This is a genomic window from Caballeronia sp. dw_276 (assembly GCF_018449635.1).
Classification (GTDB): Bacteria; Pseudomonadota; Gammaproteobacteria; order Burkholderiales; family Burkholderiaceae; genus Caballeronia.
The window spans coordinates 226094-249919 of record NZ_JAAVUV010000002.1 but is presented as its reverse complement, the minus strand read 5'-3'; the positions used below and the strand labels follow the sequence as shown (position 1 = coordinate 249919).

Sequence of the window (23826 nt, the reverse complement as noted above, 5' to 3'; positions counted from 1 at the left end):
GGACAGCATAAATAATTGCGCCATGATTTACCATGCATGTCATTGTCATTATCGATACCTTGAAAGTATGGCGACCATCGATCTGCGCCGGCTGCGCGCGTTTGTCGCGATAGCCGAAGAAAGCCATATCACCCGGGCGGCGGAACGGCTCGACATGCAACAGCCACCGCTCACGCGTCTGCTCAGGGGACTTGAAGATGATCTCGGCGTAGTCCTGATGCACCGTTTGCCGCGCGGCGTCCGGCCCACCGAAGCGGGGCTCGCACTGCTGGATGAAGCGCGCATCGTGCTTGCACGCGCCGACGGAATCGCCGATGTCGTGCAACGCGTGGCCCGCGGTGAAGAGGGCAGGCTTGCCGTTGGTTTCACCAGTTCGTCGGCGCATCATCCGTTCGTGCCGGGCGTGTTGCGGGAGTATCGCGAGAGCGTGCCGGGCGTCGATATGGTTCTCGAAGAAGCCGGCACGGGCGAACTCGTGGATGCGCTGTTGCGCGAACGGCTGGACGCGGCGTTCGTACGCTCGGATGTGAGCGCGACGCCGGAGTTGTTGATCGACCCGGTCCTGACAGAGCCGATGCTTGTTGCATTGCCCCTGGGTCACGCTTTAGCAGTTCTTGCAGCCGATAACAACGCGCCGCTGCCTTTGCGCTGCCTGGCTGGCGAACCCTTCGTGTTGTATCGGAGGCCGGCGGGTCCCGGTCTTTACGATGGGATCTTTGCCGCGTGCAAGGCGGCCGGTTTCAGCCCGAATGTGAAGCAGGAAGCGCCCCGGCTTCCGTCCACGCTGAGTCTGGTCGCGGCGGGCCTGGGTGTATCGATCGTGCCTGCGTCGATGAGCCGGATGAATACCGACGGCGTCGCGTACCGGACGTTGAGTGATTGCCCGGGGCTTGCGGCGCCCTTGTACCTCGCGATGCGGCGCCGCGCGCCATCTCCGGCGCTCACGCGTTTTCGCGTGCTGATACGGGCGAAGGCGCAGGTGATTTCAACCGCGCGGCAAGGTTAGAACGGCATCGAGTCCGCGCGTTGAACGGTTGCGCAACACAAGCGTCCCGCCATGCGCCATGGCGATGCTCTTTGCAATGGTCAGCCCCAATCCCGAGCCGTGCGTCTTCCCCGGCTGCGCCCTGAAATAAGGCTCGAAGACGCGTTCCAGCATCTCTTCGCTTTCAATGCCGGGACCCTCGTCGCTGATGACGATGTGCACCGTATCGCGTTCATCGCGGATATGCACCGACGCGCTGCCGCCATGGCGGATTGCGTTGTCGAGCAGGTTCTGCAAGCAGCGCTTCAGGTTGCGCGGATAGCCGCTGACAGGCGCGCCCGCGTGACCACTGAGTTCGATTTTCGCGCCGGTTTCCGCGAGGTCGTCGCAGAGTCCGCCGAGCATGGAATCGATATCGATCTGATGGCGCGGCTCCGTGATTTCCACGCCTTGCACGAAGTCGAGCGTGGTGTGGACCATGGCATCCATTTCATCGAGATCCGCGCTCAAGCGGTCGCGCGATGCCGTGTCTTGCAGCATCTCTGTGCGCAAGCGAAGGCGCGTGAGCGGCGAGCGCAAGTCATGCGAAATGGATGCAAGCAAGCGCGTGCGTTCCTCGATGCTGCGAATCAGTTGCTGCTGCATTACGTTGAACGACTGCGCGGCGACGCGCACTTCGCGCGGGCCGGATAGCGCAAGCGATGGCCGGTACACATTCTTGCCCAGCGCCTCGGCGGCAACCGCGAGCCGCCGCAACGGCTGCACTGCAATACGCACCGCGACCAGCGCAAACAGCAGCGCTGCGACAAAACGGATTGCGTAGATGCGCAGCAAATATTCGATCAAGAGGGTGTGCGGCTCGCTTTGCCGGCCGGCTTGACCTTCTTGCGCGGTGACATCGAGCCATGCGCCTCCGGGCGCCTGAACCTGCACATGAAAGTCGCCGGATGGCATGCGTGAATCGAACAGACTGAAGATGCCGCGATACCGGCCTGAATCATCGATTAGTTCGGCATCCATAAGATGAAGCGGAACTTGCCGATGCAAACGCTGCGCAAGGACGTCCTGTAGCAGATCTTCAACCGTGCGCTGCGCGACTGAAGGCGCCGGGGCGACACCGGGCTTGTCAATCCATCGAAGTGTGTAGCGCTCGCCGCCAAGTTGCTTGGCAAGTGCCTCGCGCGCTGCGTTATCGGGCGCGTCCTGCATCAGGCGCAGCGTATCGGCGAGACGGCTTGCGAAAACACGCGACGGAATTTCCAGCGTCCGATGGTCGTGCGTCTCGAACCAGATCGTACTGGTCAGCAACTGTCCGCCGAACATGCCGATCACCAGGATCAACGCAAGGCGCCCGAAGAGCGCATCGGGCCAAAGTCTGAGTTTCATGCGCGACATGTTCATGCCTGGCGTTCGTGCACCACGCTCGCCGTCAGCATGTAACCCTCGTGACGCACGGTGCGTATCAGCTTCGGCTGGCGTGCGGTGTCTTTCAGATGCTGACGCAAGCGGCTGATGCATACATCGATAGACCGGTCGAGCGGCGTGCCTTCCTTGCCGAATACTTCATCCAGCAGGTAGTCGCGCGAGAGCGGCCGGTTGGGGTTGTCGAGCAGCGTTCGAAGCGTGCGGTAATCGGAGCCGCCGAGCGTGATCATCACGCCGTCCGGCGACAGCATCTGCTTCGTGGCGGTATCGAGCCGCCAGCCCGCGAAGCTCACATGCGCCGATGGTTCCGGAATTCGCGGCGCCGGAGCGTTGCGCGTACGGCGCAGCACGCTTCTGATCTTCGCGAGCAATTCGCGTGGATCGAAGGGCTTGGGCAAATAGTCGTCGGCGCCCATTTCCAGTCCGATGATGCGGTCAAGCAGCGCGCCACGCGCGCTCAGCATGATGATCGGCACCGTGTTGCGACGACGCAGGTCACGCGCGACATCGAGTCCGTCTTCGCCATCGAGCGTGAGATCCAGTACGACCATATCGATGCGCGACGTGCCGATGATCTGCTTCATCTGCGCGCTTCCAGTCGCAACGAAGACGCCGAATCCCATGCCTTGAAGATAGTCGCGTAACAGGTCGCGGATATTCGGATCGTCGTCGACTACGAGTATGTGGTCCATCTGCTCGGATGCGTTCAGGCGGGAAGAAGGGAGGCGAAGGGCGTATTCAGCAAGCGTTGTTGGTCCATGCAGAGCCGAAAAACAGCCAACACATTCCATTACAAATGGCCCGTGTTTCAACACATCACCATTACATTCCGACACTAAAGTGATGCCGCGTAATGACATTGATTCGCATTTGCGACTATAACATGATGACCATCGGAGCTTCCTTGCGTTTCCCTCTTTTATCGACCTCCAGCTTGCTCTCCGGGCTTCCGGCAGCGTGTCCCGGTTCGCATGGAGTGTTTGTCATCGCGCTCATGGCGGGCGCCTTGGGCAGTCAGGCAGCACACGCGCAGTCGAGTGTGACGCTCTATGGCGTGATCGACGCGAGCCTGATTTATACGAACAACGCGCAAGGCCACTCGAACATTCAGGCGGGAAGCGGCACCGTAACGGGCAGTCATTGGGGCCTGCTTGGGCGCGAAGACCTGGGCGCAGGCAATCAGGCGATCTTTCAAATAGAAAACGGCTTCAGCATCATGAACGGCAGCTTGCGGCAGGGCGGCCGTGAGTTCGGCTATCAATCGTATGCCGGCTTGAGCAATAACCGGTTCGGCACGGTGACACTCGGGCGCCAGTATGATTCGGTCGTCGATTACCTCGCGCCGCTCAGTTTCACCGGGCGTCATCCGGGCGGAAACAATCTCTCGCCGCATCCTTACGACAACGACAATCTGAACAATTCGTTTCGCATCGATAACGCCGTGAAATTCGCAAGCGTTCCCTATGCGGGCCTGAAGTTCGGCGCTCTCTACGGATTCTCGAATGAGGCAGGCGGCTTCAGTGACAACCGCCTCTATAGCGCGGGTGCATCGTATGAAACCGGACCGTTCACCCTCGCGGCGGGTTACTTGCAGGCGAACAACCCGGGCGTGAACAATACCGACGGCGCGATCACGCTGACCGACCGCACGTTCATTGCATCATTGCAGCGGACGTACGGCGCTGGTCTCAACTACGTGATTGGCGCGGGCAAGCTCGGCTTCGTCTGGACGCGCACGCAACTCGGCGGACTTGCAACCATCAACGGTTCAAACAGCCTTGGCCTCAAGCAGAACGGTCAGGGCGCAAGCTTCAACAACTTCGAGTTCAATGCGAGTTATCTGGTGACGCCTTCAGTCGCATTGAACGGCGCGTACACCTACACGAAGGGTGTGATATCCAACGCAACAGGCGAGCATGAGCCGGCATGGCAGGATGTATCGGTGCAGGCCGATTACTTTCTTTCCAAGCGTACCGACGTGTACCTTCAGGCCACGTATCAGCACATTGCCAGCGATGGCTCGGGACTGACCGCCGATGTCAGCGGGCAAACTCCATCGACGAAAAACGAACAGGTGGTGGTCGCAGCGGGATTGCGGCACCGGTTTTGATGCGCTGAGCTCTAACGGCTGACACGCGGCTTTTTTACAGCCGCGGTCTTGGCCGCCGATGCCATGAGGCTGCGCATTGCAAATGCCGCGATACTGCGCAGGGCCTTTGCATCGGCGCCGCCTTTCGCGTTGACCTTGATGCCCGCAAGCGTCGTCATGAGGGAAAGCATGGCGGCGCGACCGTCTGCGTCAGGCGTCAGCTCACCGCCATCCTTCGCCTCTTTCAGCCGATGCTCGCAGCCAAGTGCGAGCACGCAGATTGTCACTATTCAAATGTTCCAATCTGTTCCCCATCGTGTCGGTACAACACCGGCTCAACAATTACCAACTCCCGAAAACCGTACCGGCGCTTCATTGAAGCTCGAGCAAAGCATTTACCTGTAACGCTTTGCCGGCGTTCTTCATCAGGAAGACGCATCACATCGGGACGTTCCGACTCGTAACCATTTCGCCCGAAGGCAACGCTTCGTAATGGAGCTTGTTGCCGCTTTCCAACGGGCCGCACGAAACGCTGCGGTTTAATGGCCTCCGTCCATTCGATGCACGGCGACATCGATTGGCAACTGGCTAAGCATCGTTTATTCGGAGAAACAGAAATGAAGAAAACCCTTATGGCTCTTGGCGTGCTTGGCGGCTTCGCCGGCGCGGCCAACGCACAAAGCAGCGTGACGTTATACGGCCTGATCGATGCAGGCATTACGTACACGAACAACCAGGGCGGCAGCAAAAACGTCCAGGCAACCAGCGGTCAGGTCAACGGCAGCCGTTGGGGCCTGCGCGGATCGGAAGACCTGGGCAGTGGATTGAAAGCGATCTTCGTGCTGGAAGACGGCTTCAGTATCGATAGCGGCAAGTTCGGTCAGAACGGCGCGGAGTTCGGACGTCAGGCTTTTGTGGGCTTGTCGAGCGATCGGGCAGGTGCGGTTACGCTTGGGCGTCAGTACGATTCAGTGGTCGACTATCTCGGTCCCCTCGCTCTGACCGGTACGTCGTTCGGCGGCACGCAAGCAGCGCACCCGTTCGACAACGACAACCTCGACAATTCGTTTCGCATCAACAACTCGGTCAAGTACCAGAGCGTGAATTACGGCGGCCTCAAGTTCGGCGGTCTCTACGGTTTCTCGAACGCGGCGAACGGCTTCTCCGATAACCGCGCATACAGCTTCGGCACGTCATATAACTACGGCCCGTTGAACTTTGCCGCCAGCTATATGCAATTGAACAGCGCCGGTTCGACGCTCAATTCGTCGGGTGCCGTAACGAGCGATGCAACCTTCGCCGCAGCTCGTCAGCGCACTTACGGCGCAGGCGTGAGCTATGCGTTTGGTCCTGCCAATGTGGGCTTCGTGTTTTCGCAAACGCATCTCGACGGCGCGACCGGCATCGGCGCGTCGGCGTCGGGTACGACAAACGGCTTGACGTTGACTGACGGAAGCGCGCGCTTCACCAACTATGAAGTGAACGGCCGCTACAACCTGTCGCCTGCGTGGACCCTCTCGGGCGCCTACACATTTACCGACGCAAAGCTGGATGGCGTCAGCCCGAAATACAACCAGGTAACACTGCAAACGGCGTATGCGCTGTCAAAGCGCACCGACGTCTATTTGCAGGGCGTGTATCAGCATGTGAGCGGAACGGGTGATTCTGGACTGACGGCGGATATCAACGGTCTTAGCGCGTCATCGACGAATAGTCAAGTCGCGGGAACGATCGGCTTGCGTCATCGTTTCTAAGCGGGAAGTGTGGATGGAGCCGGGACCATATCCCGGCTCTGTGCTTAAGCTTAGCGCGATCCCGGACCCATGCCTTCGGCTATGGCGCGGCACGCGTCCTTGAGCGGCGCAATGTAGGTGCTAAGCGGCGAATCGCTTTTCCTATAAAGCGGAATGCTGATGCTGACACATGCAAGCGGTTCGCCATTCGAGCCGAGAATCGCGCTGCCGTAGCAAAAGATTTGTTCTTCGTTTTCTTCACGGTCTTCCGAATAGCCGCGTGCCAGCGTCTCGTCGAGTTCCGCGTCGAGTGCGGAACGCTCCACGATGGTATTCGGCGTGAAGCGTTCGAACTGCAGCGGAGCCAGCAATGCATCGCGTTCGGCGCGTTTAAGCGACGACAAATAAGCCTTGCCCACCGAGCTTGAATAGAGCGTGACACGCGTACCAATCCGCGATGCCATGCGCACGGCTTGAGGGCTTTCGAGCTTTTCTATATAGACCATTTCCGAGCCGCTGCGCACCGCGAGGTGCACGGTTTCCTGGGTTGCATCGCGCAATACCTGAAGCGGTTCACTTGCCGCGACACGCAAGTCAGAGCGTTCCCAACTACGGCTGGCCAAAGACAATAAACGTGGCCCGAGCGAATATGCGCCGCCGTGCGGACTCTCGACAACAAGACCTTCGGCAATCAACGCACCGACAATTCTGTACACCGTTGGCCGCGGATAACCGGCGAGCGCAATGAGTTGCGCGATGCCCGGAGGCGTTTGTGCGTCCGCGATGCATTGCAGGACCGCCAGGAACTTCGAGAATGCGGCGGTGCCGGTTGGCTTGGCGTCGTCGGTGACGTTGGGCGTAGCCGGCTGATCGATGGCGTTCGAGGATGGTTTAGGCATGGCGTCGAAAGAACTGGGCGGCTCGCAAGGCCGTGAATAGCGCAAGCGGTGTCGCAGACGATTATAGCGGAGCGTTTTTCGCTAATGGCAAGCGAGCATTGCCCGATCGGCAAGCCTATAGCGCGCAGACCGGATGACACGCGGCTTCGGGATACGTAATAATGCGAGGCGGGCACGCGAGCATCCGCTCAAGCCCTCTGACCACTCGCTATCACGTGTCGCCGATGCGGCGCAGCGGCCAAGTTGCGCCGCACAACCCCGGGGTTATTAATGAGCAACAACGCGTTGCCTGCACAGTCCGCCGCTCGCTGGCTGCCTTACATCGTGGCGGGGACATTCTTCATGGAATACCTCGACACAACGGTCATTGCCACCGCGTTGCCGCAAATGGCGAAGTCGTTCGGAGTCGGGCCCAACGCGCTCAGCCTCGGGATGACGGCTTACATGCTCGCGCTTGCAATCTTCATTCCGGTCAGCGGCTGGGTCGCGGACCGGTTCGGATCGCGCACGGTGTTCTTTGGCGCGATCGTTGTGTTCATCGTGGCTTCGGTGTTGTGCGGCATGTCGAATTCGGTCGCTGAATTCACTGCGGCGCGAGTGCTTCAAGGCGCTGGCGGCGCAATGATGGTCCCCGTCGGCCGGCTGATCGTGGTGCGAAGCACCGAGAAAAGCCGTCTCATGCAGGCCATTTCGACCATCACGTGGCCGGCTATTGCCGCGCCTGTCATCGGTCCGCCGGTTGGCGGTTTTATTACGACTTACGCCTCCTGGCGATGGATCTTCTTGCTCAACGTGCCCTTCGGCTTGTGCGCTCTGGTCGCCGTCGCCATGCTCGTGCCGAACCTGAAAGGCGCCGGGCGCAAGCCGCTGGATGTAGCGGGACTTGTGCTTAGCGGCGCGGCGCTGACGGCCGTCCTGTACGGCGCGGAACTCGCCAGTCAGCCCGCCAGCAATCCGTGGCTCGCGGGCGGGATCGTGCTCGCCGGTTTCTTGATCGGGTATGTCGCCGTTCGTCATGCTGCGGGTCACCCTCATCCGCTGATCGATTTTTCCACGCTGAAAATTCCGACTTATTCGGTCACGGTCTTGACGGGGTCGCTCACGCGTATTGGCATTGGCGCCGTACCGTATCTGATGCCATTGCTGTTCCAGATCGGCTTTGGGCTTTCCGCATTCAAGTCTGGCCTGTTGCTGCTGGCGAGCGCATTGGGCAACCTTGGCATGAAGGCGCTGACTACACGAATCCTCCGGCGTTACGGGTTCAGAAATGTATCGATCGTAGCGGTCGCCACGGCCGGGATATTTACGATCGCGTGCGGCATCCTTACGCCCGACTCACCCCTTGCGTGGGTTTTGCTCGTAGTGTTTGTGTACGGCGTTGCGCGTTCCATGCAGTTCTCGCTGCTCGCCACGCTGGCATATGCCGATGTAGGCCAGCCGCAAATGAGCGCTGCGAGCACGTTGTGGAGCGCGGCTGCGCAAATGACAATCGGCCTGGGTATTGCGTACGGCGCCGTGGCACTGCGCGCAGCGGCCGCGATCAACGGCGAATCGACGGGCGCGGAGGGTCTCCACTTTTCACTCGATGACTTCCGGCTCGCGTTCCTCTTCGCGGGCGTTTTGACCCTGGTGTCCGTCTATGGATATTTCAAGGTCGCACGCGATGCAGGGCAGAGCGTAGGCGGCGGGTCGATGCGTCAGGATGCATCGCAGAAAAGCAGCTGACGTGGCAGGGCACATGACCCGGGAAACTGATTCGCATGCGTGGATGTCACTGGCGCTGGCCGAGCGCGGTGTGCGGCGCTTCGGGCCGGGAGAGTCGAACCCGCGGATCGTGGAATACAACGCGCATACCAATCTCGCCGGCTATGACGACAAGGTTTCGTGGTGTGCATCGTTCGTCAACTGGTGCATGGTGAATGCGGGTCATGGAGGGACCGGGTCGGCGCTCGCACGTTCGTGGCTCGATTGGGGCCGTGCGATCGATGCGCCCGTGTATGGGTGCATCGCAGTTCTTTCGCGTGAGGATCCAGCGAGCTGGAAGGGACATGTAGGCTTCTATCTGCGCCATGATGCCGACGCCGTATATCTGCTCGGCGGGAATCAGCTGGACGAAGTTCGCGAACTTGCATACCCGCTTTGCGACGTGCTTGGTTACAGGTGGCCTCAAACGGTTTTATTGCGTTTGGCTGGTACAGGATCATGGCAGCACACGCAGAGCTTGTTGCCGTCCGGATCGCGAAAATAAGCGCCGTAGTAATGCTCGTGGTATTGCGGACGCAGCCCGGGTGGTCCATCGCATTGGCCGCCGTGGCTTAGCGCGGCAGCGTGGCATTTATCGACTGCATCGCGATCGAGCGCCAGCAACGCGATCATTTGTCCATTTCCCGCACTTGCAGCTGCGCCGTTGAATGGCGCGCCAATCAGGAACAGCGGGCGCGGCGCGTTATCGGCAACCCAGCCCGCCCATGGCTTGTCGCGGTCCACGAACTTCAGGCGCAAGTTCAGTGCTTCCATGATGGGCGAATAGAACCGCAGCGCGCGATCAAAATCCGTGACTCCAACAAAGATGTGTGAAAGCATATGTCACCCTATGAACGTGTAGAGATTCGATATACACATCGCGTCGCGCCCGCGAGGATATGCTGCTCGCGATTGATCGCGACGTTGTCACCCACCACCTCCTGAAAGATCCGCAGTTCCGATCGGCAAAAGCCCTGGCAGGTACTTGCGGCCGCGCAGATCGGGCAGTGATCCTCGATCAGCAGCCAGTCGCGGCCCTCGCGTTCAACGCGCGCCATGTAGCCTTCGCTGGTGCGCAATGCCGCAAGCCGCCTCAGACGCTCGGGCAGGCTTCGAGCTGCGCGTGCATGGTCGTAGAGCGCCCGGGAATCCGATTCACGCTGCGCGATCAGCCGGTCCAGGCCGTCTTCGCCAAAAAGCTGGCGGATCGAACCGATCAGTTGCACGGTCAGTTGCGCATGTGTATCAGGGAATTTCCGGTTGCCGGCCTCGGTCAACGACCAGTTTTGACGAGGACGCCCAACGCCTGATATTTCTTCCTGAACGCCTTCTATCAAACCCGCCGAAACCAGCTTCTGCACTTGCTGGCGCGCCGCTTCCGGGGTCAGGTCGAACGCCTGCGCGAGCACTGCGGTGGATACGGGCCCCTTTGTCTTGACGAAAAAGAGCATGCGGTCCGCTGTCGAAATTGGGCTTGAATTAACCAAGGTAATCCTTGTGTAAACTTGGGCGACGATTTAATATCCAAGACGGTATTTGGATAATAGACGTTACGAGAACATCTGTCGAGGAGACCGAATGCCTGCTGTCGATACCCCCGCCGCACAGAATCAATCCGCCGCGGCGCAGCCGGCGACTGCCGCCTGGCGCGACCTGTTGCGCGGGAAGAACGGCTTGATTGCGCTGGCGCTTACCGGCGGTGTTGCACTTCATGCCGTGAATGTGCACATCGTTTCAACGGTGCTGCCGTCGGTCGTGCAGGACATCGGCGGACTCGACCTTTATGCATGGAACACGACGTTGTTCGTGGTCGCATCCATTGTCGGCGCCGCCTTGTCCGTGCGGTTGTTGAGCACTTCCGGACCGCGTGCCGCATATCTTGCTGCGCTGTTCGTATTTGCTCTTGGTTCGGCCATTTGCGCGGCTGCAGCGTCAATGCCATGGATGCTGGTCGGGCGCAGCGTGCAAGGACTTGGCGGCGGTACGCTCGCGGCGCTGAGCTACGCGGTAATCCGAGTCGTGTTCGCGCCGCCGTTATGGCCGCGCGCGGTTGCGCTCGTGTCGGGCATGTGGGGTGTTGCGACGCTATGCGGACCAGCGGTCGGCGGTTTGTTCGCCGAAGCTGGGCATTGGCGGCTTGCCTTCTGGACGTTATTGCCTTTGTCGGTAATGCAGGGCCTTCTGGTCGCGGCGCAACTGAAGCCGAACGCCAGCGCGCATGCTTCGTCCGGCGACGCCGCACCACGCGTCCCCGGGCGGCAGATTGCTTTGCTGGCGAGCTCCGTTCTTGCTGTGGCAGCCGCGAGTTTATCGGCCGCGTTGATCTGGCAGGCCGCGGGCGTCGCGGCGGGTCTGGCGCTTGGCGGCGCGGCCATTATGCTCGATCGGCGCGCGCCGGTTCGCATGTTGCCGTTGGGCAGCACCAAACTCGGCACGCCGCTGGGCGCCGTTTATGCAAGCGTCGCGTTGTTGCTGGTTGGTACCACCACCGAGATCTTCGTGCCTTATTTCCTGCAGACCTTGCACGGATATACGCCGCTGGCAGCGGGTTATCTGACCGCCGCCATGGCCGGCGGATGGAGTCTCGGCTCGCTGTTGTCGTCGGGTCATGAAGGACGAGGCGCTGCGCGAGTGCTGCGCGCCGGCCCCGCGCTTTGCACGATAAGCCTGATCGCGCTCGCGATCCTGATGCCGGGCGCCGAAGGTTTATCGACGAACACGCGCACGTTGCTTTGCGGCCTTGCGCTGGCAGGTGCCGGTGCCGGCGTTGGCATCGGCTGGCCGCATCTTTTGACACGCGTCCTGACGCTTGCGCCGGCGGGCGAGGAAAGCACGGCATCGGCAGCCATCACGACCGTGCAACTCTACGGCATGGCAATAGGCGCGGCTGTCGCGGGACTCGTGGCGAATGCCGGCGGACTACTTAGCCCGGGCGGGATCGAGGGCGCGCGGTCTGCTGCCGCTTGGTTGTTCGCAAGCTTTGCAATTGCGCCTGCGCTGGCGTTCCTACTCGCGCGAAGGATTGCGGGTGAGCGTCGCTAGAGCTACTGTTCCTTGCGCAGGGGAAAGGACGTGTCAGCACTTTGAAATATGGTGTGTTCGACCGCGTAAGCTTTGCGCCCTGATGCAAGCGGTCATAGCGAATGTCACGTCATCGATTGCAACTGAATGTATGAATTGTGAAGCCGGTCATCCGCGCGTCTCGCGTTGACGTTATATACGTACGCGTCCGGGCGAGGCTCTTCAAACGTCGACCCGGCAAAATCATGATCCCGGAGATGCTCGATGCCCCTGCGCTTGTGCCGAACCCACGCCGCCGTATTGACCGCCGCCGCGTTGATTGCTGTTTTATCGACTCCGGTATGGTCCCAGCAGGCCGTACCGTCTCCTACCGCGCCGGGTTCCGCGGCTAGTGACCCGCCCGGCCGCGTTGCGCGCCTGAACTACTTCACTGGCAACGTGACGATGGAACCCGCGGGCGAGACCGAATGGGCCTATGCACAACTGAACCGGCCGCTCACGATGGGCGACCAGATCTGGGCGGACAACGGCGCGCGTGCGGAACTGCACGTCGGGTCCACGGCGCTGCGACTCGATCAGCAAACGGCGCTGAGCATGGTCGATATCGACGATACAACCCTGCAGCTCAAACTCACGCAAGGATCGCTCTCTTCGCGCGTGCGTGCGTGGGCTCCGGGGCAGACCATCGAGATCGATACGCCGAACGTTGCCTTGCAGGCGTCGAGTGCGGGCGAATTTCGTGTCGACGTCGCGCCCGATGGCAACTCGACCACGGTAACGCTGCGAAGCGGCAACGCCATGGTTTATGGCGACGGCGGCTCGCTGCAAATGACTGCCGGCCAACAGATCAGATTCACCGGCGTGAACCTGCAGCAACAAGCGGGCGGTCCGGCGCCGGGACTCGACGCATTCGACCAGTGGATCGTGAGCCGCGATCGTCTGGAAGATGCTTCGGTCTCCGCACGATATGTATCGCGGGAAATTCCCGGCTACGAAGACCTCGATGCGAACGGTACATGGCGCAGCGATCCATCGTATGGCGAGGTATGGGTGCCGACGGTTGCGGTATCAGCGAACTGGGCGCCTTACCGCGAAGGACATTGGACATGGATTGCGCCCTGGGGCTGGACCTGGGTCGATGACGCGCCATGGGGATTCGCGCCTTTCCACTATGGACGCTGGGCGTACCTCGGCAATGCATGGGCGTGGGTTCCGGGTCCGGTCGTCGCCGCGCGTCCCGTGTATGCGCCAGCGCTCGTGGCGTTCGTAGGTGGCGGTGGTTCGCATTGGGGCGTCGATCTCGCAATAGGCGGTGCGGTGGGCGCAGGCGTTGCGTGGTTTGCATTGGGACCGCATGAACCGTGGCATCCGGGTTCGGGTTATAGCCCGAGCTATTACAACCGCGTGAACAACTATGTGAACGTCCATAACACGACGATCGTCAATAACATCACGAACGTTCACAACACGTATATCAACCAGCGCGTTCCGGGCGCGGTCATCGCGGTGCCGGCGAACACGTTCGTGCACGGGCAACCTGTGGCGCAAGCGGCGCATGGTCTTACGGCAGAGCAGATCGGCCGCGCGCAGGTTGGTGCGGGAACGCCGGGCATTGCGCCGGTACGTGGCAGCTTCACCGGTGGCATGCGCACGGCTCCGGACGGTGTGCCGCATCAGGTGGCGCAGCGGCAGGTCGTCGCAACACGAGCGCCCGCTGTGCCCGCAGCCTATCGCGACACGCTCGCGCAACGGTTCGCGAGCGGAGGCGCCCGTGTGCAGGGTGCCGGCGAGCCGATCGTGCGGACCACTGTTCCGGCCGCATTCACGCGCCCAATAAACCGGAATGTGGGGGCGGCACCGGAGGGCTATCGTCTTGTGAGCCGGTCGCCAAGTCACCCGGTGGCTACGCCACAAAACGCGCCCGGTCGAAACGAGCCAGCGAACCTGCCGCGGGAAGAGTCGCATGGCTCGCAATCGGGGCAGCGGGTACAGCCCGGTGCACCGTTGGCCGCGCAAGACACCGCGCGCCGGCCTTTTATCGGTAATGCTGCAAATAGTCCTGCACCCCATGCGCCGAGGCCCGAGCAGCAGAACGAGGCGCCGGCCGCAGGGCAACCCCAGGCGCACGCACCGAATGAACCGGCACCGCATGCGCTCAACGAACCGAGACCCGAACCTAGGCACGAGCCCCAACTCGAGCACGAACCGCAACACCCGCATCCCGCGCAACAGCCAGCGGCGCACGAAGACAGGCCGCATCCTGTACAACCTGCTCAGCACGCCGAGTCACGTCCGCAGCCGGCGCGGCCTCCTGAACATGAGCAACATCAAGAGCATCAAGAGCATCACGAGGAACACGCAAAGTGAGAGCAGGCTGGCTTGCCGCGCTGCGACTCAACGCTTGAGTTTCAGATACGCGCGGCTCAGGAGAGGCCGGCTGTGCACCCACAGTCTTGATGCAAGCCATGACGCCGGCTTGTCACGCACTTCAAGTCTGTAGATGGAGTGCCCGCCGGCAGCGTGCCTGTTGCTGACGTTGGGCGCCATATCGCACGTGTAGAAGTGCCGGAAGCCCGCTTCGCGAGCGACTTGTTTGTAGTCGTCGTCGTAGAAACCCTGCGGCCAGCACAAGTGATCCGACACCTCGCCCAAACGCGAGGTGAATGCTGCGCGAGCGCTGATGAGATCCCGCTTCAGGCCAGCGCATTTTTCCTCGCGGTTTTCAGAGACCTTGTCCCAGCGCACATGGCTATGTGTGTGGCTATGAAATTCGAAGGTTCCCGCACGGCGCATGGCCTCGATCTCAGACCATCGCAGGATCGTGCGATCAGGTTCGCCGCCTTCTATCGCCAGATCTCCCTCACGATGCCCCAGCAACTCGGGCAGCGCGCCACCTGTCTGCGCGTTCGGACGGGGCGTGCCTTCACCGGGCCAGCTCGTCACAAGAAAGCACAGCGCAGTGAAGCCGTGCTTCTCCAGGATCGGGTGGGCGTGGACCCAATTATCAAGGTAACCATCGTCGAACGTTAGAACCACGGATCTCGGCGGCAACGGCTCACCCGCAAGGAACGCGCTTAACTGCGCGGCGCCAGCCGTCCTGTAGCCCGCTTCTGCGAGGTACGCCATTTGAGCAGCGAAGTGATCAGGCGAAACGGTGATCATGCCGGGCGACGTGCTGACGTGGTGATACATCAGCACCGGCACCGCACGGGCCCGCAGCGTCACCCGTTGGACCGGCGTTCGCGGATGCCGCGCCGGTAGAAGTCGATGGTTTCGTCGGCCATGCCATCAACCGTGAAGCTTGCATCGGTCAGGAGGCGGCCAGCCACGCCGAGCTGCACGCGCAGCCGGGGGTTGTCGATAAGCCGCGCAATGGCCGCGCGCAACGCGGGGATGTCATGCGGCGGCACGAGCAGGCCGTTCACGCCATGCGTGATCAGCTCGGGCACACCATCCACATTGGTGCCGATCACCGGCAAGCCCGCAGCCATGGCTTCTATATACGATTGTCCCAACGCCTCCTGATGCGTCGGCAGCACGAAGAAGTCGCAGCCGCGCAGCACATTCGGAATGTCGGTGCGAAAGCCCAGGAGATGGATGCGGTCAGACAGACCCATACCGTCCACGATATTTTTGATCTTGTCGAACCAGGGACCGTCGCCAGCCATGACGACGTGCAGATCCGGCCGTTCCGCAAGCATCGGCTGGACTGCGTCGATCAGATCCTCGTGACCTTTCTTGTCGCGCACGATTGCGACCATGCCTGCGATGATCGTGTCGGCATTAAGCCCCAGCTCTGCGCGCAAGGTGGAATGAGAAAGCGCTTCAGGTTTCACGATGCCGTCATAAATCGTTTCGACACGGCCCTTCTGTACACCCGCGGAGATCAGGTACTCGCGCACATGCCGGCTGACCGCTATCACGCGATGCGGTATCCACGTATAGGTCGCAAGCGAACTGATAGGCAGCGCAAGGTGACGCGTACGCACAACGAGTGGGGTGCTTGCGAGGCGTCCGGCGGTGCCGGCCACGATGCTGTCATGGCCGCTATGTGTGTTGAGCACATCGAATTTGCGGCGCGAGAGCAATGACTTGATGGTCAGCATGGACTTCACGTCCGCGCCGCCCTTCATGCGAGCGTGGTGAACAACGAAGCCTTCGTCCCTGGCTCGGACGCCAAGACGCGCTTCCTTCGGGCAGACCACCTCGACCGTATGTCCTCGCGTGCGCAATATGATCATTTCCTTGAGCGTTCGATGCTCCTGGCCGCCCCATCCAGTGGATGATTCGCTGTGTAGTACGCGCAATGACTTCATGGTCTGCTTTTCCGCTATGGGCAACATGTAACTGGATCGTATTGGTCGGTAATATATCGTAATAATCCGCCCGATTTATAGCTGTTGTTGAAAAAAACTTAGCTGTCAATACGTAATGAAAAGTCGGTTGGCCGGTTTGTTGGCGCAGGGGTGTGCCACCTAGAAAGCCAATGGTGACGAGGCTTTCAGCATGTCGGCATCGACAAAAGATAAGCAAACGTTTGCGACAGGTTGGCGAAAATGGTTTATCTAAAACGCCGATCGTTATGCAATCCCATTGCGCCGCAGAAAATCTCCAGCAACGAGTTAGTTGGGACTCGCAAATAAAATTGGTAGGTATGAGCGACTTCGCCGTAACCGGCTAAAGACTCATGTTCCATACTTTATAGATATGACAGGTGCAGATCGAATATATTTTACATTCAGGTCTGGAGGCTTATATCCTATGGGCCGGCTATGTGCCCAGTCGATTCGCTTGCGCATTGTTCATGCCATCAATCAAACCTCGCCGTTCAGCCCCGAAGGAGGGTCAATGCTTCAACGCCTGTATGCGCGCATCTTCCTGACAACATTGTTCTGTCTTCTTGGATCTCACGCGATGGCTCGCGAGGTTCGCAATCACACTCAACCGATAAGCACCCAGTCCGAAGAATCGCCCAAGCCAGAAGGCGGCATGGTAAGCGATCTGCCTTTGCCGGGCGGTGGCTTCCAACGCGTGTTATACCTGCCACCATCGCGCGATGCCAAAGGCCTGATGGTCATGTTTGCCGGAGGCACGGGGGAACTCGATATCGAGAAAAACGGGGACATCAAGAACGCAAAGAATTTCGTCGTGCGCTCTAGCGATCTTTGGCGCGATCGCGGATATGGTGTGTTGCTGGTCGATGCGCTCGATCATCAATCGCTGCGAGGCCAGCGAAGTACTGCAGCGTATGCCGAGGTCATCGCAAAAGTACTTGCGTTCGCGCGTGAGACGACGCGCACGCCGCTATGGGTTCTGGGCACGAGTCAGGGGTCTATCGCTGCGATGAATGCCGCATCGCACGCAGGGCGAAACGGGATCGCGGGCTTGATCCTGACAGAGTCGGTTTCCATTCTTGGTGGATCGCACGAAACCGTGTTCGATGCGCATCCCGAGAACGTTCGTGTTCCTTCGCTTATCGTTGCGAACCGTGACGATCAATGCAAGGTCGCGCTGCCGTTCATGGCAAACGCGATCGCGCAATCCGTTCGTGACGCGCCCGTTACGGTGCTAAGAGTGAGTGGTGGTGTTCAACGTTCGCAAGATAACTGCGGTTCCTTGTCTCCGCATGGCTACTACGGCATTAGAGAGCAAGTCGTAGATGGCATTGTTGACTGGATGCAAAAAACACAACGCTAGCGTTCGCTTAGAGGGGTTTGTGAGTGATCGTGGCATGGGTTGATTTATGATTGATGCCTCTAAAAAGCCAGTCCGCATACGATGACCACAGACGCTTCACATAACGACCGACCCACGCTGAGTGGTCCAACCATCGAACTCCGTCCGCTCGAGAAAGCGCACCGGGAAGCGCTTCTCGAAGCCTCTGCGGATGGCGAGTTGTGGAACATGAAAGTGACGGTGGTTCCCGGACCGGACACGGTCGATAGCTACATTGCCACCGCATTGGCAGGACGCGATACCGGGTCGGTCATGCCATTCGTGATTGTCAGGCGTGAGAGCGGCGAGGTCCTTGGCAGTACGCGCTTCTGGAAGATCGATCGTATCAACAGGAAACTGGAGATAGGGCACACGTGGTTGCGCGCTTCCGCGCAGCGTTCGGGTGTGAATACCGAAGCGAAGTATCTGTTACTTACTCATGCATTCGATGTCATGAGCGCAGTGCGAGTCCAGTTCACAACCGACGAGCTCAACGAGAAATCGCGAGCGGCTATCTTGCGGATCGGGGCGAAGCAGGAAGGCATCGTTCGGCATGAACGCATCATGCCTGATGGTCGTAAGCGAAATTCAGTGCGCTTTAGCATCATCGATACTGAATGGCCGCTGGTCAAAGAGTCGCTGCAACGGATGATGGCGCGATAGACAACCATCGCTGCGTGGCGCCGCCGTGTCTCTATCTAACTGGCTGATGCAAGCTTCCAGCTTGCTCATAGCCCATTTGTGCGACTTCTCTCGCATAAATGGGCTATTGGTTCTATTACCATCGGTCAATAAATCGGCCTCAAAACAATAATCCAATAATCAGACAAAATAATGTCTTCAGTAGTATTTACCCAAAATATTAACAAAAGGTAACTTCATACGATAGCGTTCGTTTGAATAACGAAAGCTGCGTGGATTTTGTTTCACGTGAGAATAAAAATCTCGACAGCTACATTCTCGGGGAAAGATGCAGTGCATCATTCGGTGGGCGAGGAACTATTACTTATTTCCGACTCTTTCCGCCACGTTACACGGATGAAACGTTTTTTTGCGAATATAATTCGTCTGCCTCGACGTAGCCGTAAGTAATACCTGAGAAATCGGAATGCGCCTCCGTGCGCAGAAGTAATTACATGAGCGCGTGGGTGGCGGCGCACGTGGATTTGCCTCAGTCGAAAACACGTAAGCCGTGAAATTCGACTGTCTGCGTGGGCCGTGGCGCCATGCGGCACAGAGGGGAAAAGCCGTTTGATCGTCATGGACGGATCAAGAATAGATTGAACAGTCAGGTGTTCTAATTTTTGAACGGGTAGGTCAGCAACATGTCGCGAAATCCACGCGACGTTTTAGGTTATTTAGGATCACATAGGATTTATGCGTTTACTGATGCCGGTTAAAAGGCAGGGACTGGTCATGCCTGTTTGATGGCGGAACGCGTGAGAGCTTCAGATTCATCAGCACCGAACGCGATCATCGCGTTTTCAGCTTCACCTCTTTCAGTACCTCAATAACGCATACGCTGGACGGCTTTGATCGATCTTGCTGACTCCTCGGGGAAACCTGCTTTTAGCGATACACACGGACAATGATGAGATACTTAAGACTACTTCCGGTTGCGGCCGCAACAATGGTGGCAGCATTTGGCGTTCAGAGCGCTCAAGCGCAATCCAGCATTACGGTCTCCGGCACGCAATACAAGCTGTGCGGCCAAGAGAACGATAACTGCACGTTCTCAGGTACGGGCTCCGTTGTCTTTGGCGCGGTCCCGCCGAATGCACCGTCAAATATGTTGACGAGCCCGCGGACCTTCAGCAATGGAGTGGGATGCTATGTCGGTGCGGTTTCGCAATCCGATCCCGCTTACGGTTATGGCAAGTCGTGCTGGGTCAGCCTGGCATCGGCGACTACGCCGCCTGCCACTACAACGCCTGCGCCCAGCACCCCCGCGCCCAGCACGCCCGTACCCAAGCCTCCAGCAACGACAACACCGGTAACGGCGACTCCGGCTCCCACGGCACCCGCCACTACAGCACCCGCCACGACCACGCCGTCTACATCGACGCCTACGCCGAGCACATCGGCCATAACGTGCGGTTCGCCCACGCAAACAGCAGGCGGCTCGGGCAGCGGACTGATCAGCGCGGATACGCCGACCACCGACGGGCTGCGTATCTTCCAAAACAACGCACCGTTCAAGCTCGCCATCACAACGAACTCGCCGGCAGCCGATACTGTTGTGTGGTCCGTTGCGGACGCGAATGGTTCGATCAAGACGCAAGGCAGCTTCCCGGTGAAATCCGGTGCGCAGACGAACAGCATTTCATGTACATCGACATGGTCGGGCTACGGCGCACTGACAGCGACGCTGCAATCGCATGGCGGCACGTTGCCGAACAGCGGCACGCGTCCGATGGGCATCGCGACATTCGGCGTATTGCCGAACCTGAGTTCGGTGCTCGGCACGGTCACGTATGCGCATCAAGACCAGCATCGCTTCGGTATGCAGGGCTTCAACGGTAATATCGCCGCGCTGCGTGCCTTGGGAATTTCGTGGACCATCGACGATCGCCAGGTGTCGGCGATGGAACCGAACGGTCCGGATACGTACACGCCGAGCGTCAACGATCTCGACCCGTTCTACAAGGCCAACCCTGACCAGATGCGCATTGTGCGTCTTGACGGACTGCCGGCGTGGGATTCGAAGACGGGCCAGTTCAACGACAGCTATTACGCGCCGTCGAACATGCCCGAGTTCCAGCGATTCATGGCCAAGGTCGGGACCGATACCAGCCTGATTCGTGCTGCGAATTACCCGAACCAGCAGAAGAACTACTATCAGGTGACGTGGGAGCCGAGTCTTGGCTGGGCAGACAGTGACGCCAACTTCGTAGCCATGTACAAGGCCGCATACGAAGGCATTCACTCGACCGATCCGAACGCAGTAGTGATGGGCACGGGTAACCCGTTCGCCTCGAATTGCGACACGTGCACGACGGGCTATCTGAAGAAATTTGGTGCGCTTGGACTGTGGAATTACATCGATGCGGTTTCGACGCATGGCTACTGGAATGCGGGAACATACCCGTCGCATCCGCCTGAATTGCAGGACTCGGATCCGAATCCGGCGAACCAGGCCAACGCGCTCGACAACCAGATGACGCAGTTGCGCGCTGTCATGCAGGCAGGCAAGCCGAACATGAAGCTGTTCTTTACGGAAGCAGGCGTGAGCTACGATCCGGGTCTCAACTACGGACCTACGGTACCGTCAGCGAACCAGTTGTTCGCTCATGCGGCAGTCGGCGCGCGTGCTCACATCATCACGCTGGGTGGCGGCGCGCAAGTCACAACGCTGTTCTTCGGTCCGGACTATCCGGGCGAAGTAGGCTACGGATCGTTCTTCGATTTGAACAACGCACAAGGTTCTTTCGGTGCAACGAACTTGTCGCCTAAGCCTGAAGCAATGGCATTCGCCGCAATGACGCGCGCACTGGACGGCACGAATACGCTGGGCCGGGTCAACGGCACGCCGTCGGGAACGTTCGCCTACTCGTTCCAGCAACTGGGCAACGGCAAGGTCGTGACCGCAGCGTGGACGCATAGCAATGCTCAGTGGCCGGCAAGCAATGGCCAGTACAGCCAGACGTACACGAGCGCCTATTCACTGCAAGTCGACAATGCTGGAACGTCGGGCAACGTCACCAAGATCGATGGCTATGGAAACGTCAGCACGGTTCCCTATACCAACGGCAAGGCGACGCTGACACTTACCGAGGTGCCGCAATACATCGTCTCGAACAATGCGACGGTCGCCAAGGCCAATTCGACCGTGCCTGTCGGATATACGGGGCAATAAGAAGCCAGGCAGTGGATAAGGAATAGACTTTCGATGCGCCGCAATCAGAACTAGCGGCGCACGAAGAAAGCTTTGAATGCCTCGTGGATGGAACACGAGGCATTTTTATTTGGGCGAGCGAGCCGGGGAAATGCTAAAGAAAAAAGCCCCGAATCTCTTGGGCAGATTCAGGGCCGACCGTGAAGAGACAAGGAGAGGAGTGATCTCCACGGTAAAAGGTGTAGTGCAGAGGGCGTCATGCGCCGTTGCATTGACCACTACCTTAAACAAAACTCGACCGTGGATAAATACGCTCGCAGCGAATTGATTCTTCCGATGTAACGAACAATCGGAGCCTAAGTCCTCAAGTCATGCGAACGCTTCAACAACCGGGGCATCCATAACGCCTGGATGGGCGTATGGCGCCAAATCGTAGTGCGCGTCTGCGAAAATGCAGCGGCCTTGCTGATCGACATCGTTCGACATCAGCGGGCAGTTCTCGAACAACATGGCGATCCATTCAACGAACACGCGGACCTTGGGCGCCAAGTGCCGATTATGCGGATAAACCGCCGCAATCGGCATGGGTGCGGGTTTCCATTGCGGCAATACTTCCACCAGCGCGCCCGACCGCAAATGCGGCAGCAGCATGAATCGAGGTGACTGAATAATTCCAGCCCCCTTTACGCCGCACATCACATAAGCATCGCCGTCATTGACCGCAAGCGTGCCGCGCATCTTGACCGACGTCGTTTGCTGGTCGACCACAAAACTCATTTCATTCATGCGCCCGGTGCCGCTCGAGAAATACTGCACGGCCTGATGCTGACGCAGATCGTCGAGACTCGTGGGTTCGCCATATTGTTCGATGTAAGCGGGGCTGGCTGCGGTCAGCGTCTGAAGCACGCCAAGACGCCGGGCCACTAGACTCGAATCCTCCAATTCTCCGACTCGAATTGCGCAATCAACGCCTTCCTGCACGAGGTCAACGGGTTTATCGCCGAAGCCGACCATCAAGTCGATGTCCGGGTAGCGCTCGCGAAATTCGAGCAGTCGGGGCATCACGATCAAGCGGCCGACAGAGCCGGGCATATCAATCCGCAGCTTGCCACGCGGCCCTTTGCCCGTATTCGATAACGCGTCTTCGGTCTCGTCTATTTCCGCGAGGATTCGCACGCAGCGTTCGTAGTATTCGGCGCCCTCGGGCGTGAGATTCAGGCGCCGGGTCGTGCGTTGCATCAGGCGCACTCTTAAATGCGCTTCGAGGTTCTTGATGATCGTGGTGGTGGAAGCATGAGGCAGATTCAGCGAGTCTGCCGCGCGCGAAAAACTGTTCATTTCCACGATCTTCGTGAACACCTGCATTGCCTGTAGCCGGTCCATGTTGTTTCACTTTCTCAAGCAGAAATGGGCGGGTTCGATCGCGCTGGTTCCTGATGGAGTCCCGATTGTTCCAAGCGAGCGAATTGTGTTCTGGATTATAACCATTTATCAGAATTTCGCTGAAGTCCACAATGCGCTACATCGCAACTTTGGCGGAATGACGCTTACACGTCACACGAAACATGCAATCGACGAGAGATTCGACGCTTAGCGTCGAAGAGGTTTCTATTACGGGTCACGCGCAGCTGATTCGCTTGCGCAGCTATCACCCGGCGTCCAAGGGCGGGCTCTTGCCGATCGTTCTCTATTTTCATGGAGGCGGCTTTGTACGCGGATCGCTGGACGTGGCGGACGCTGCCGCAACGGCGATTGCGCGCGAGACGCCGGCCTGGGTTGTATCGGTGGGTTATTCGCTCTCGCCCGCATTTCCATTTCCCGCAGCGCTCGAAGATGGTTATCGCGCGACGCAATGGGTGGTCGCGAACGCTCGTGCGCAAGGTGCCGACGCAAGGCGCATAGGCGTTGCAGGTCATGACGCAGGCGGCAATCTCGCAACATGTCTTGCGGCCGTCGCACGTGATCGGGGTGAATTCATTTTCGCCGCTCAAGCGTTGCTTGCGCCTTTGCTCGATCCAAGCATGACGCGCATGGCCGATGAAAAGGAAATTGTCGATCCCGATTTAGGTGCAAACGAATGCGCGCAGTGCTACCGCGCTTATTTGCCTAACGCATCGCAATGGTTGCATCCGTATGCAGCGCCTATTGAATCGCGCCGGCTCGCCGGTTTGCCGCCGGCGCTCATTGCTAGCGCCCAGCACGACCTGTTGCACGTGGAAGCAGAAAAATACGCGAGCGAACTCATTGCTGCTGGCGTGCCCACTGAAGTCACACGGCATCGCAATGTATCTCACCACGAACTGGGAACGCATCCGGCCGCACTCGCCGACGTCGTGAGTTTCTTTAGGAAGCGGCTGCCAGCGAAAGCGCAGAAACGTTAA

General features: G+C 59.3%; 20 protein-coding genes and 1 pseudogene. 11 read left to right on the top strand and 10 right to left on the bottom strand.

Annotation, left to right across the window (positions count from 1 at the left end):
* Positions 1-67 precede the first annotated feature (67 nt).
* The gene (locus HB633_RS04080; RefSeq protein WP_213776788.1) at positions 68-1006 is read left to right on the top strand and encodes a LysR family transcriptional regulator; all 939 of its coding nucleotides are present in this window, start codon (positions 68-70) and stop codon (positions 1004-1006) included.
* Here the strand turns inward: HB633_RS04080 and HB633_RS04075 are convergent.
* The gene (locus HB633_RS04075; RefSeq protein ID WP_213776787.1) at positions 986-2371 is read right to left on the bottom strand and encodes an ATP-binding protein; all 1386 of its coding nucleotides are present in this window, start codon (positions 2369-2371) and stop codon (positions 986-988) included. The two genes, HB633_RS04080 and HB633_RS04075, sit on opposite strands and share 21 nt — an antisense overlap.
* An 11-nt stretch (positions 2372-2382) precedes the next feature.
* A complete protein-coding gene (locus tag HB633_RS04070) occupies positions 2383-3102 on the bottom strand; it encodes a response regulator (protein ID WP_213776786.1) in 720 nt (239 codons plus the stop codon).
* 302 nt (positions 3103-3404) lie between these two features.
* Between HB633_RS04070 and HB633_RS04065 the strand changes: the two genes are divergently transcribed.
* A complete protein-coding gene (locus HB633_RS04065; protein WP_255580765.1) occupies positions 3405-4520 on the top strand; it encodes a porin in 1116 nt (371 codons plus the stop codon).
* Between the two features lie 11 nt (positions 4521-4531).
* On the opposite strand, the gene HB633_RS04060 is transcribed toward HB633_RS04065, so the two are convergent.
* Entirely contained in the window at positions 4532-4786 is a 255-nt protein-coding gene (locus HB633_RS04060; RefSeq protein WP_213776785.1) for a hypothetical protein, read from the bottom strand.
* Positions 4787-5116: 330 nt separating this feature from the next.
* Between HB633_RS04060 and HB633_RS04055 the strand changes: the two genes are divergently transcribed.
* Positions 5117-6253: a porin gene (locus HB633_RS04055; protein ID WP_213776784.1), complete on the top strand. Its 1137-nt coding sequence runs from the start codon at positions 5117-5119 to the stop codon at positions 6251-6253.
* A 50-nt stretch (positions 6254-6303) separates the two neighbouring features.
* Here the strand turns inward: HB633_RS04055 and HB633_RS04050 are convergent, their stop codons facing one another.
* Complete coding sequence (locus HB633_RS04050) at positions 6304-7131, bottom strand: IclR family transcriptional regulator (protein WP_213776783.1); 828 nt, start codon at positions 7129-7131, stop codon at positions 6304-6306.
* Between the two features lie 270 nt (positions 7132-7401).
* Here HB633_RS04050 and HB633_RS04045 point away from each other — a divergent pair, with 270 nt between their 5' ends.
* On the top strand, positions 7402-8856 hold the full coding sequence (locus tag HB633_RS04045) for an MFS transporter (protein WP_213776782.1): 1455 nt from the start codon (positions 7402-7404) through the stop codon (positions 8854-8856).
* 43 nt (positions 8857-8899) lie between these two features.
* Positions 8900-9298: pseudogene (locus HB633_RS04040) on the top strand (TIGR02594 family protein); the annotation flags it as partial.
* On the opposite strand, the gene HB633_RS04035 reads toward HB633_RS04040, so the two are convergent.
* Both HB633_RS04035 and HB633_RS04030 read right to left on the bottom strand, forming a co-directional pair.
* The gene (locus tag HB633_RS04035) at positions 9298-9714 is read right to left on the bottom strand and encodes a VOC family protein (RefSeq protein ID WP_213776781.1); all 417 of its coding nucleotides are present in this window, start codon (positions 9712-9714) and stop codon (positions 9298-9300) included. The pseudogene HB633_RS04040 and the gene HB633_RS04035 overlap by 1 nt on opposite strands.
* A gap of 8 nt (positions 9715-9722) precedes the next feature.
* Positions 9723-10325, bottom strand: coding sequence for a helix-turn-helix domain-containing protein (locus tag HB633_RS04030; protein ID WP_213776780.1), 603 nt, complete (start codon positions 10323-10325; stop codon positions 9723-9725).
* Positions 10326-10452: 127 nt separating this feature from the next.
* On the opposite strand from HB633_RS04030, the gene HB633_RS04025 reads away from it, so the two are divergent.
* Both HB633_RS04025 and HB633_RS04020 read left to right on the top strand, forming a co-directional pair.
* Positions 10453-11916 carry an MFS transporter gene (locus HB633_RS04025; protein ID WP_213776779.1) on the top strand — a complete coding sequence of 488 codons (1464 nt, stop codon included), beginning with the start codon at positions 10453-10455 and terminating at the stop codon, positions 11914-11916.
* 243 nt (positions 11917-12159) lie between these two features.
* Positions 12160-14262, top strand: a complete 2103-nt coding sequence (locus HB633_RS04020) for a DUF6600 domain-containing protein (RefSeq protein WP_213776778.1) — start codon at positions 12160-12162, stop codon at positions 14260-14262.
* Between the two features lie 27 nt (positions 14263-14289).
* On the opposite strand, the gene HB633_RS04015 is transcribed toward HB633_RS04020, so the two are convergent.
* Together HB633_RS04015 and HB633_RS04010 are read right to left on the bottom strand one after the other, a co-directional pair.
* The gene (locus HB633_RS04015) at positions 14290-15120 is read right to left on the bottom strand and encodes a polysaccharide deacetylase family protein (protein WP_346730259.1); all 831 of its coding nucleotides are present in this window, start codon (positions 15118-15120) and stop codon (positions 14290-14292) included.
* Positions 15117-16211, bottom strand: coding sequence for a glycosyltransferase family 4 protein (locus HB633_RS04010; RefSeq protein WP_213776777.1), 1095 nt, complete (start codon positions 16209-16211; stop codon positions 15117-15119). The genes HB633_RS04015 and HB633_RS04010 overlap by 4 nt, the downstream gene beginning before the upstream one ends.
* Positions 16212-16521: 310 nt before the next feature.
* On the opposite strand from HB633_RS04010, the gene HB633_RS04005 reads away from it, so the two are divergent.
* Together HB633_RS04005 and HB633_RS04000 are read left to right on the top strand one after the other, a co-directional pair.
* Positions 16522-17592 (top strand): hypothetical protein, encoded by a 1071-nt coding sequence (locus tag HB633_RS04005; protein WP_213776776.1) that lies wholly within the window; start codon positions 16522-16524, stop codon positions 17590-17592.
* Between the two features lie 81 nt (positions 17593-17673).
* The gene (locus HB633_RS04000) at positions 17674-18273 is read left to right on the top strand and encodes a GNAT family N-acetyltransferase (protein ID WP_213776775.1); all 600 of its coding nucleotides are present in this window, start codon (positions 17674-17676) and stop codon (positions 18271-18273) included.
* A 1206-nt stretch (positions 18274-19479) separates the two neighbouring features.
* On the opposite strand, the gene HB633_RS30765 is transcribed toward HB633_RS04000, so the two are convergent.
* Positions 19480-19818, bottom strand: coding sequence for a hypothetical protein (locus HB633_RS30765; RefSeq protein WP_255580776.1), 339 nt, complete (start codon positions 19816-19818; stop codon positions 19480-19482).
* Positions 19819-19849: 31 nt separating this feature from the next.
* Between HB633_RS30765 and HB633_RS03995 the strand changes: the two genes are divergently transcribed.
* Complete coding sequence (locus tag HB633_RS03995) at positions 19850-21466, top strand: hypothetical protein (RefSeq protein ID WP_346730258.1); 1617 nt, start codon at positions 19850-19852, stop codon at positions 21464-21466.
* 348 nt (positions 21467-21814) lie between these two features.
* Here the strand turns inward: HB633_RS03995 and HB633_RS03990 are convergent, their stop codons facing one another.
* Positions 21815-22828, bottom strand: a complete 1014-nt coding sequence (locus HB633_RS03990; protein WP_213776773.1) for a LysR family transcriptional regulator — start codon at positions 22826-22828, stop codon at positions 21815-21817.
* A 182-nt stretch (positions 22829-23010) separates the two neighbouring features.
* Between HB633_RS03990 and HB633_RS03985 the strand changes: the two genes are divergently transcribed.
* Entirely contained in the window at positions 23011-23826 is an 816-nt protein-coding gene (locus tag HB633_RS03985) for an alpha/beta hydrolase (RefSeq protein WP_213776772.1), read from the top strand.

Excerpts from the sequence above, each read along its gene's own strand:
- HB633_RS03985 (WP_213776772.1), top strand. The coding sequence starts at position 23,011 with ATGCAATCGACGAGAGATTCGACGCTTAGCGTCGAAGAGGTTTCTATT.
- HB633_RS04065 (WP_255580765.1), top strand. The coding sequence starts at position 3,405 with ATGGCGGGCGCCTTGGGCAGTCAGGCAGCACACGCGCAGTCGAGTGTG.
- HB633_RS04000 (WP_213776775.1), top strand. The coding sequence starts at position 17,674 with ATGACCACAGACGCTTCACATAACGACCGACCCACGCTGAGTGGTCCA.
- HB633_RS04020 (WP_213776778.1), top strand. The coding sequence starts at position 12,160 with ATGCCCCTGCGCTTGTGCCGAACCCACGCCGCCGTATTGACCGCCGCC.
- HB633_RS04055 (WP_213776784.1), top strand. The coding sequence starts at position 5,117 with ATGAAGAAAACCCTTATGGCTCTTGGCGTGCTTGGCGGCTTCGCCGGC.
- HB633_RS04070 (WP_213776786.1), bottom strand. The coding sequence starts at position 3,102 with ATGGACCACATACTCGTAGTCGACGACGATCCGAATATCCGCGACCTG.
- HB633_RS04075 (WP_213776787.1), bottom strand. The coding sequence starts at position 2,371 with ATGAAACTCAGACTTTGGCCCGATGCGCTCTTCGGGCGCCTTGCGTTG.
- HB633_RS04010 (WP_213776777.1), bottom strand. The coding sequence starts at position 16,211 with ATGAAGTCATTGCGCGTACTACACAGCGAATCATCCACTGGATGGGGC.
- HB633_RS04025 (WP_213776779.1), top strand. The coding sequence starts at position 10,453 with ATGCCTGCTGTCGATACCCCCGCCGCACAGAATCAATCCGCCGCGGCG.
- HB633_RS04035 (WP_213776781.1), bottom strand. The coding sequence starts at position 9,714 with ATGCTTTCACACATCTTTGTTGGAGTCACGGATTTTGATCGCGCGCTG.
- HB633_RS03990 (WP_213776773.1), bottom strand. The coding sequence starts at position 22,828 with ATGGACCGGCTACAGGCAATGCAGGTGTTCACGAAGATCGTGGAAATG.
- HB633_RS04080 (WP_213776788.1), top strand. The coding sequence starts at position 68 with ATGGCGACCATCGATCTGCGCCGGCTGCGCGCGTTTGTCGCGATAGCC.
- HB633_RS04050 (WP_213776783.1), bottom strand. The coding sequence starts at position 7,131 with ATGCCTAAACCATCCTCGAACGCCATCGATCAGCCGGCTACGCCCAAC.
- HB633_RS30765 (WP_255580776.1), bottom strand. The coding sequence starts at position 19,818 with ATGGCGAGCTTGAACGGTGCGTTGTTTTGGAAGATACGCAGCCCGTCG.
- HB633_RS04030 (WP_213776780.1), bottom strand. The coding sequence starts at position 10,325 with ATGCTCTTTTTCGTCAAGACAAAGGGGCCCGTATCCACCGCAGTGCTC.
- HB633_RS04045 (WP_213776782.1), top strand. The coding sequence starts at position 7,402 with ATGAGCAACAACGCGTTGCCTGCACAGTCCGCCGCTCGCTGGCTGCCT.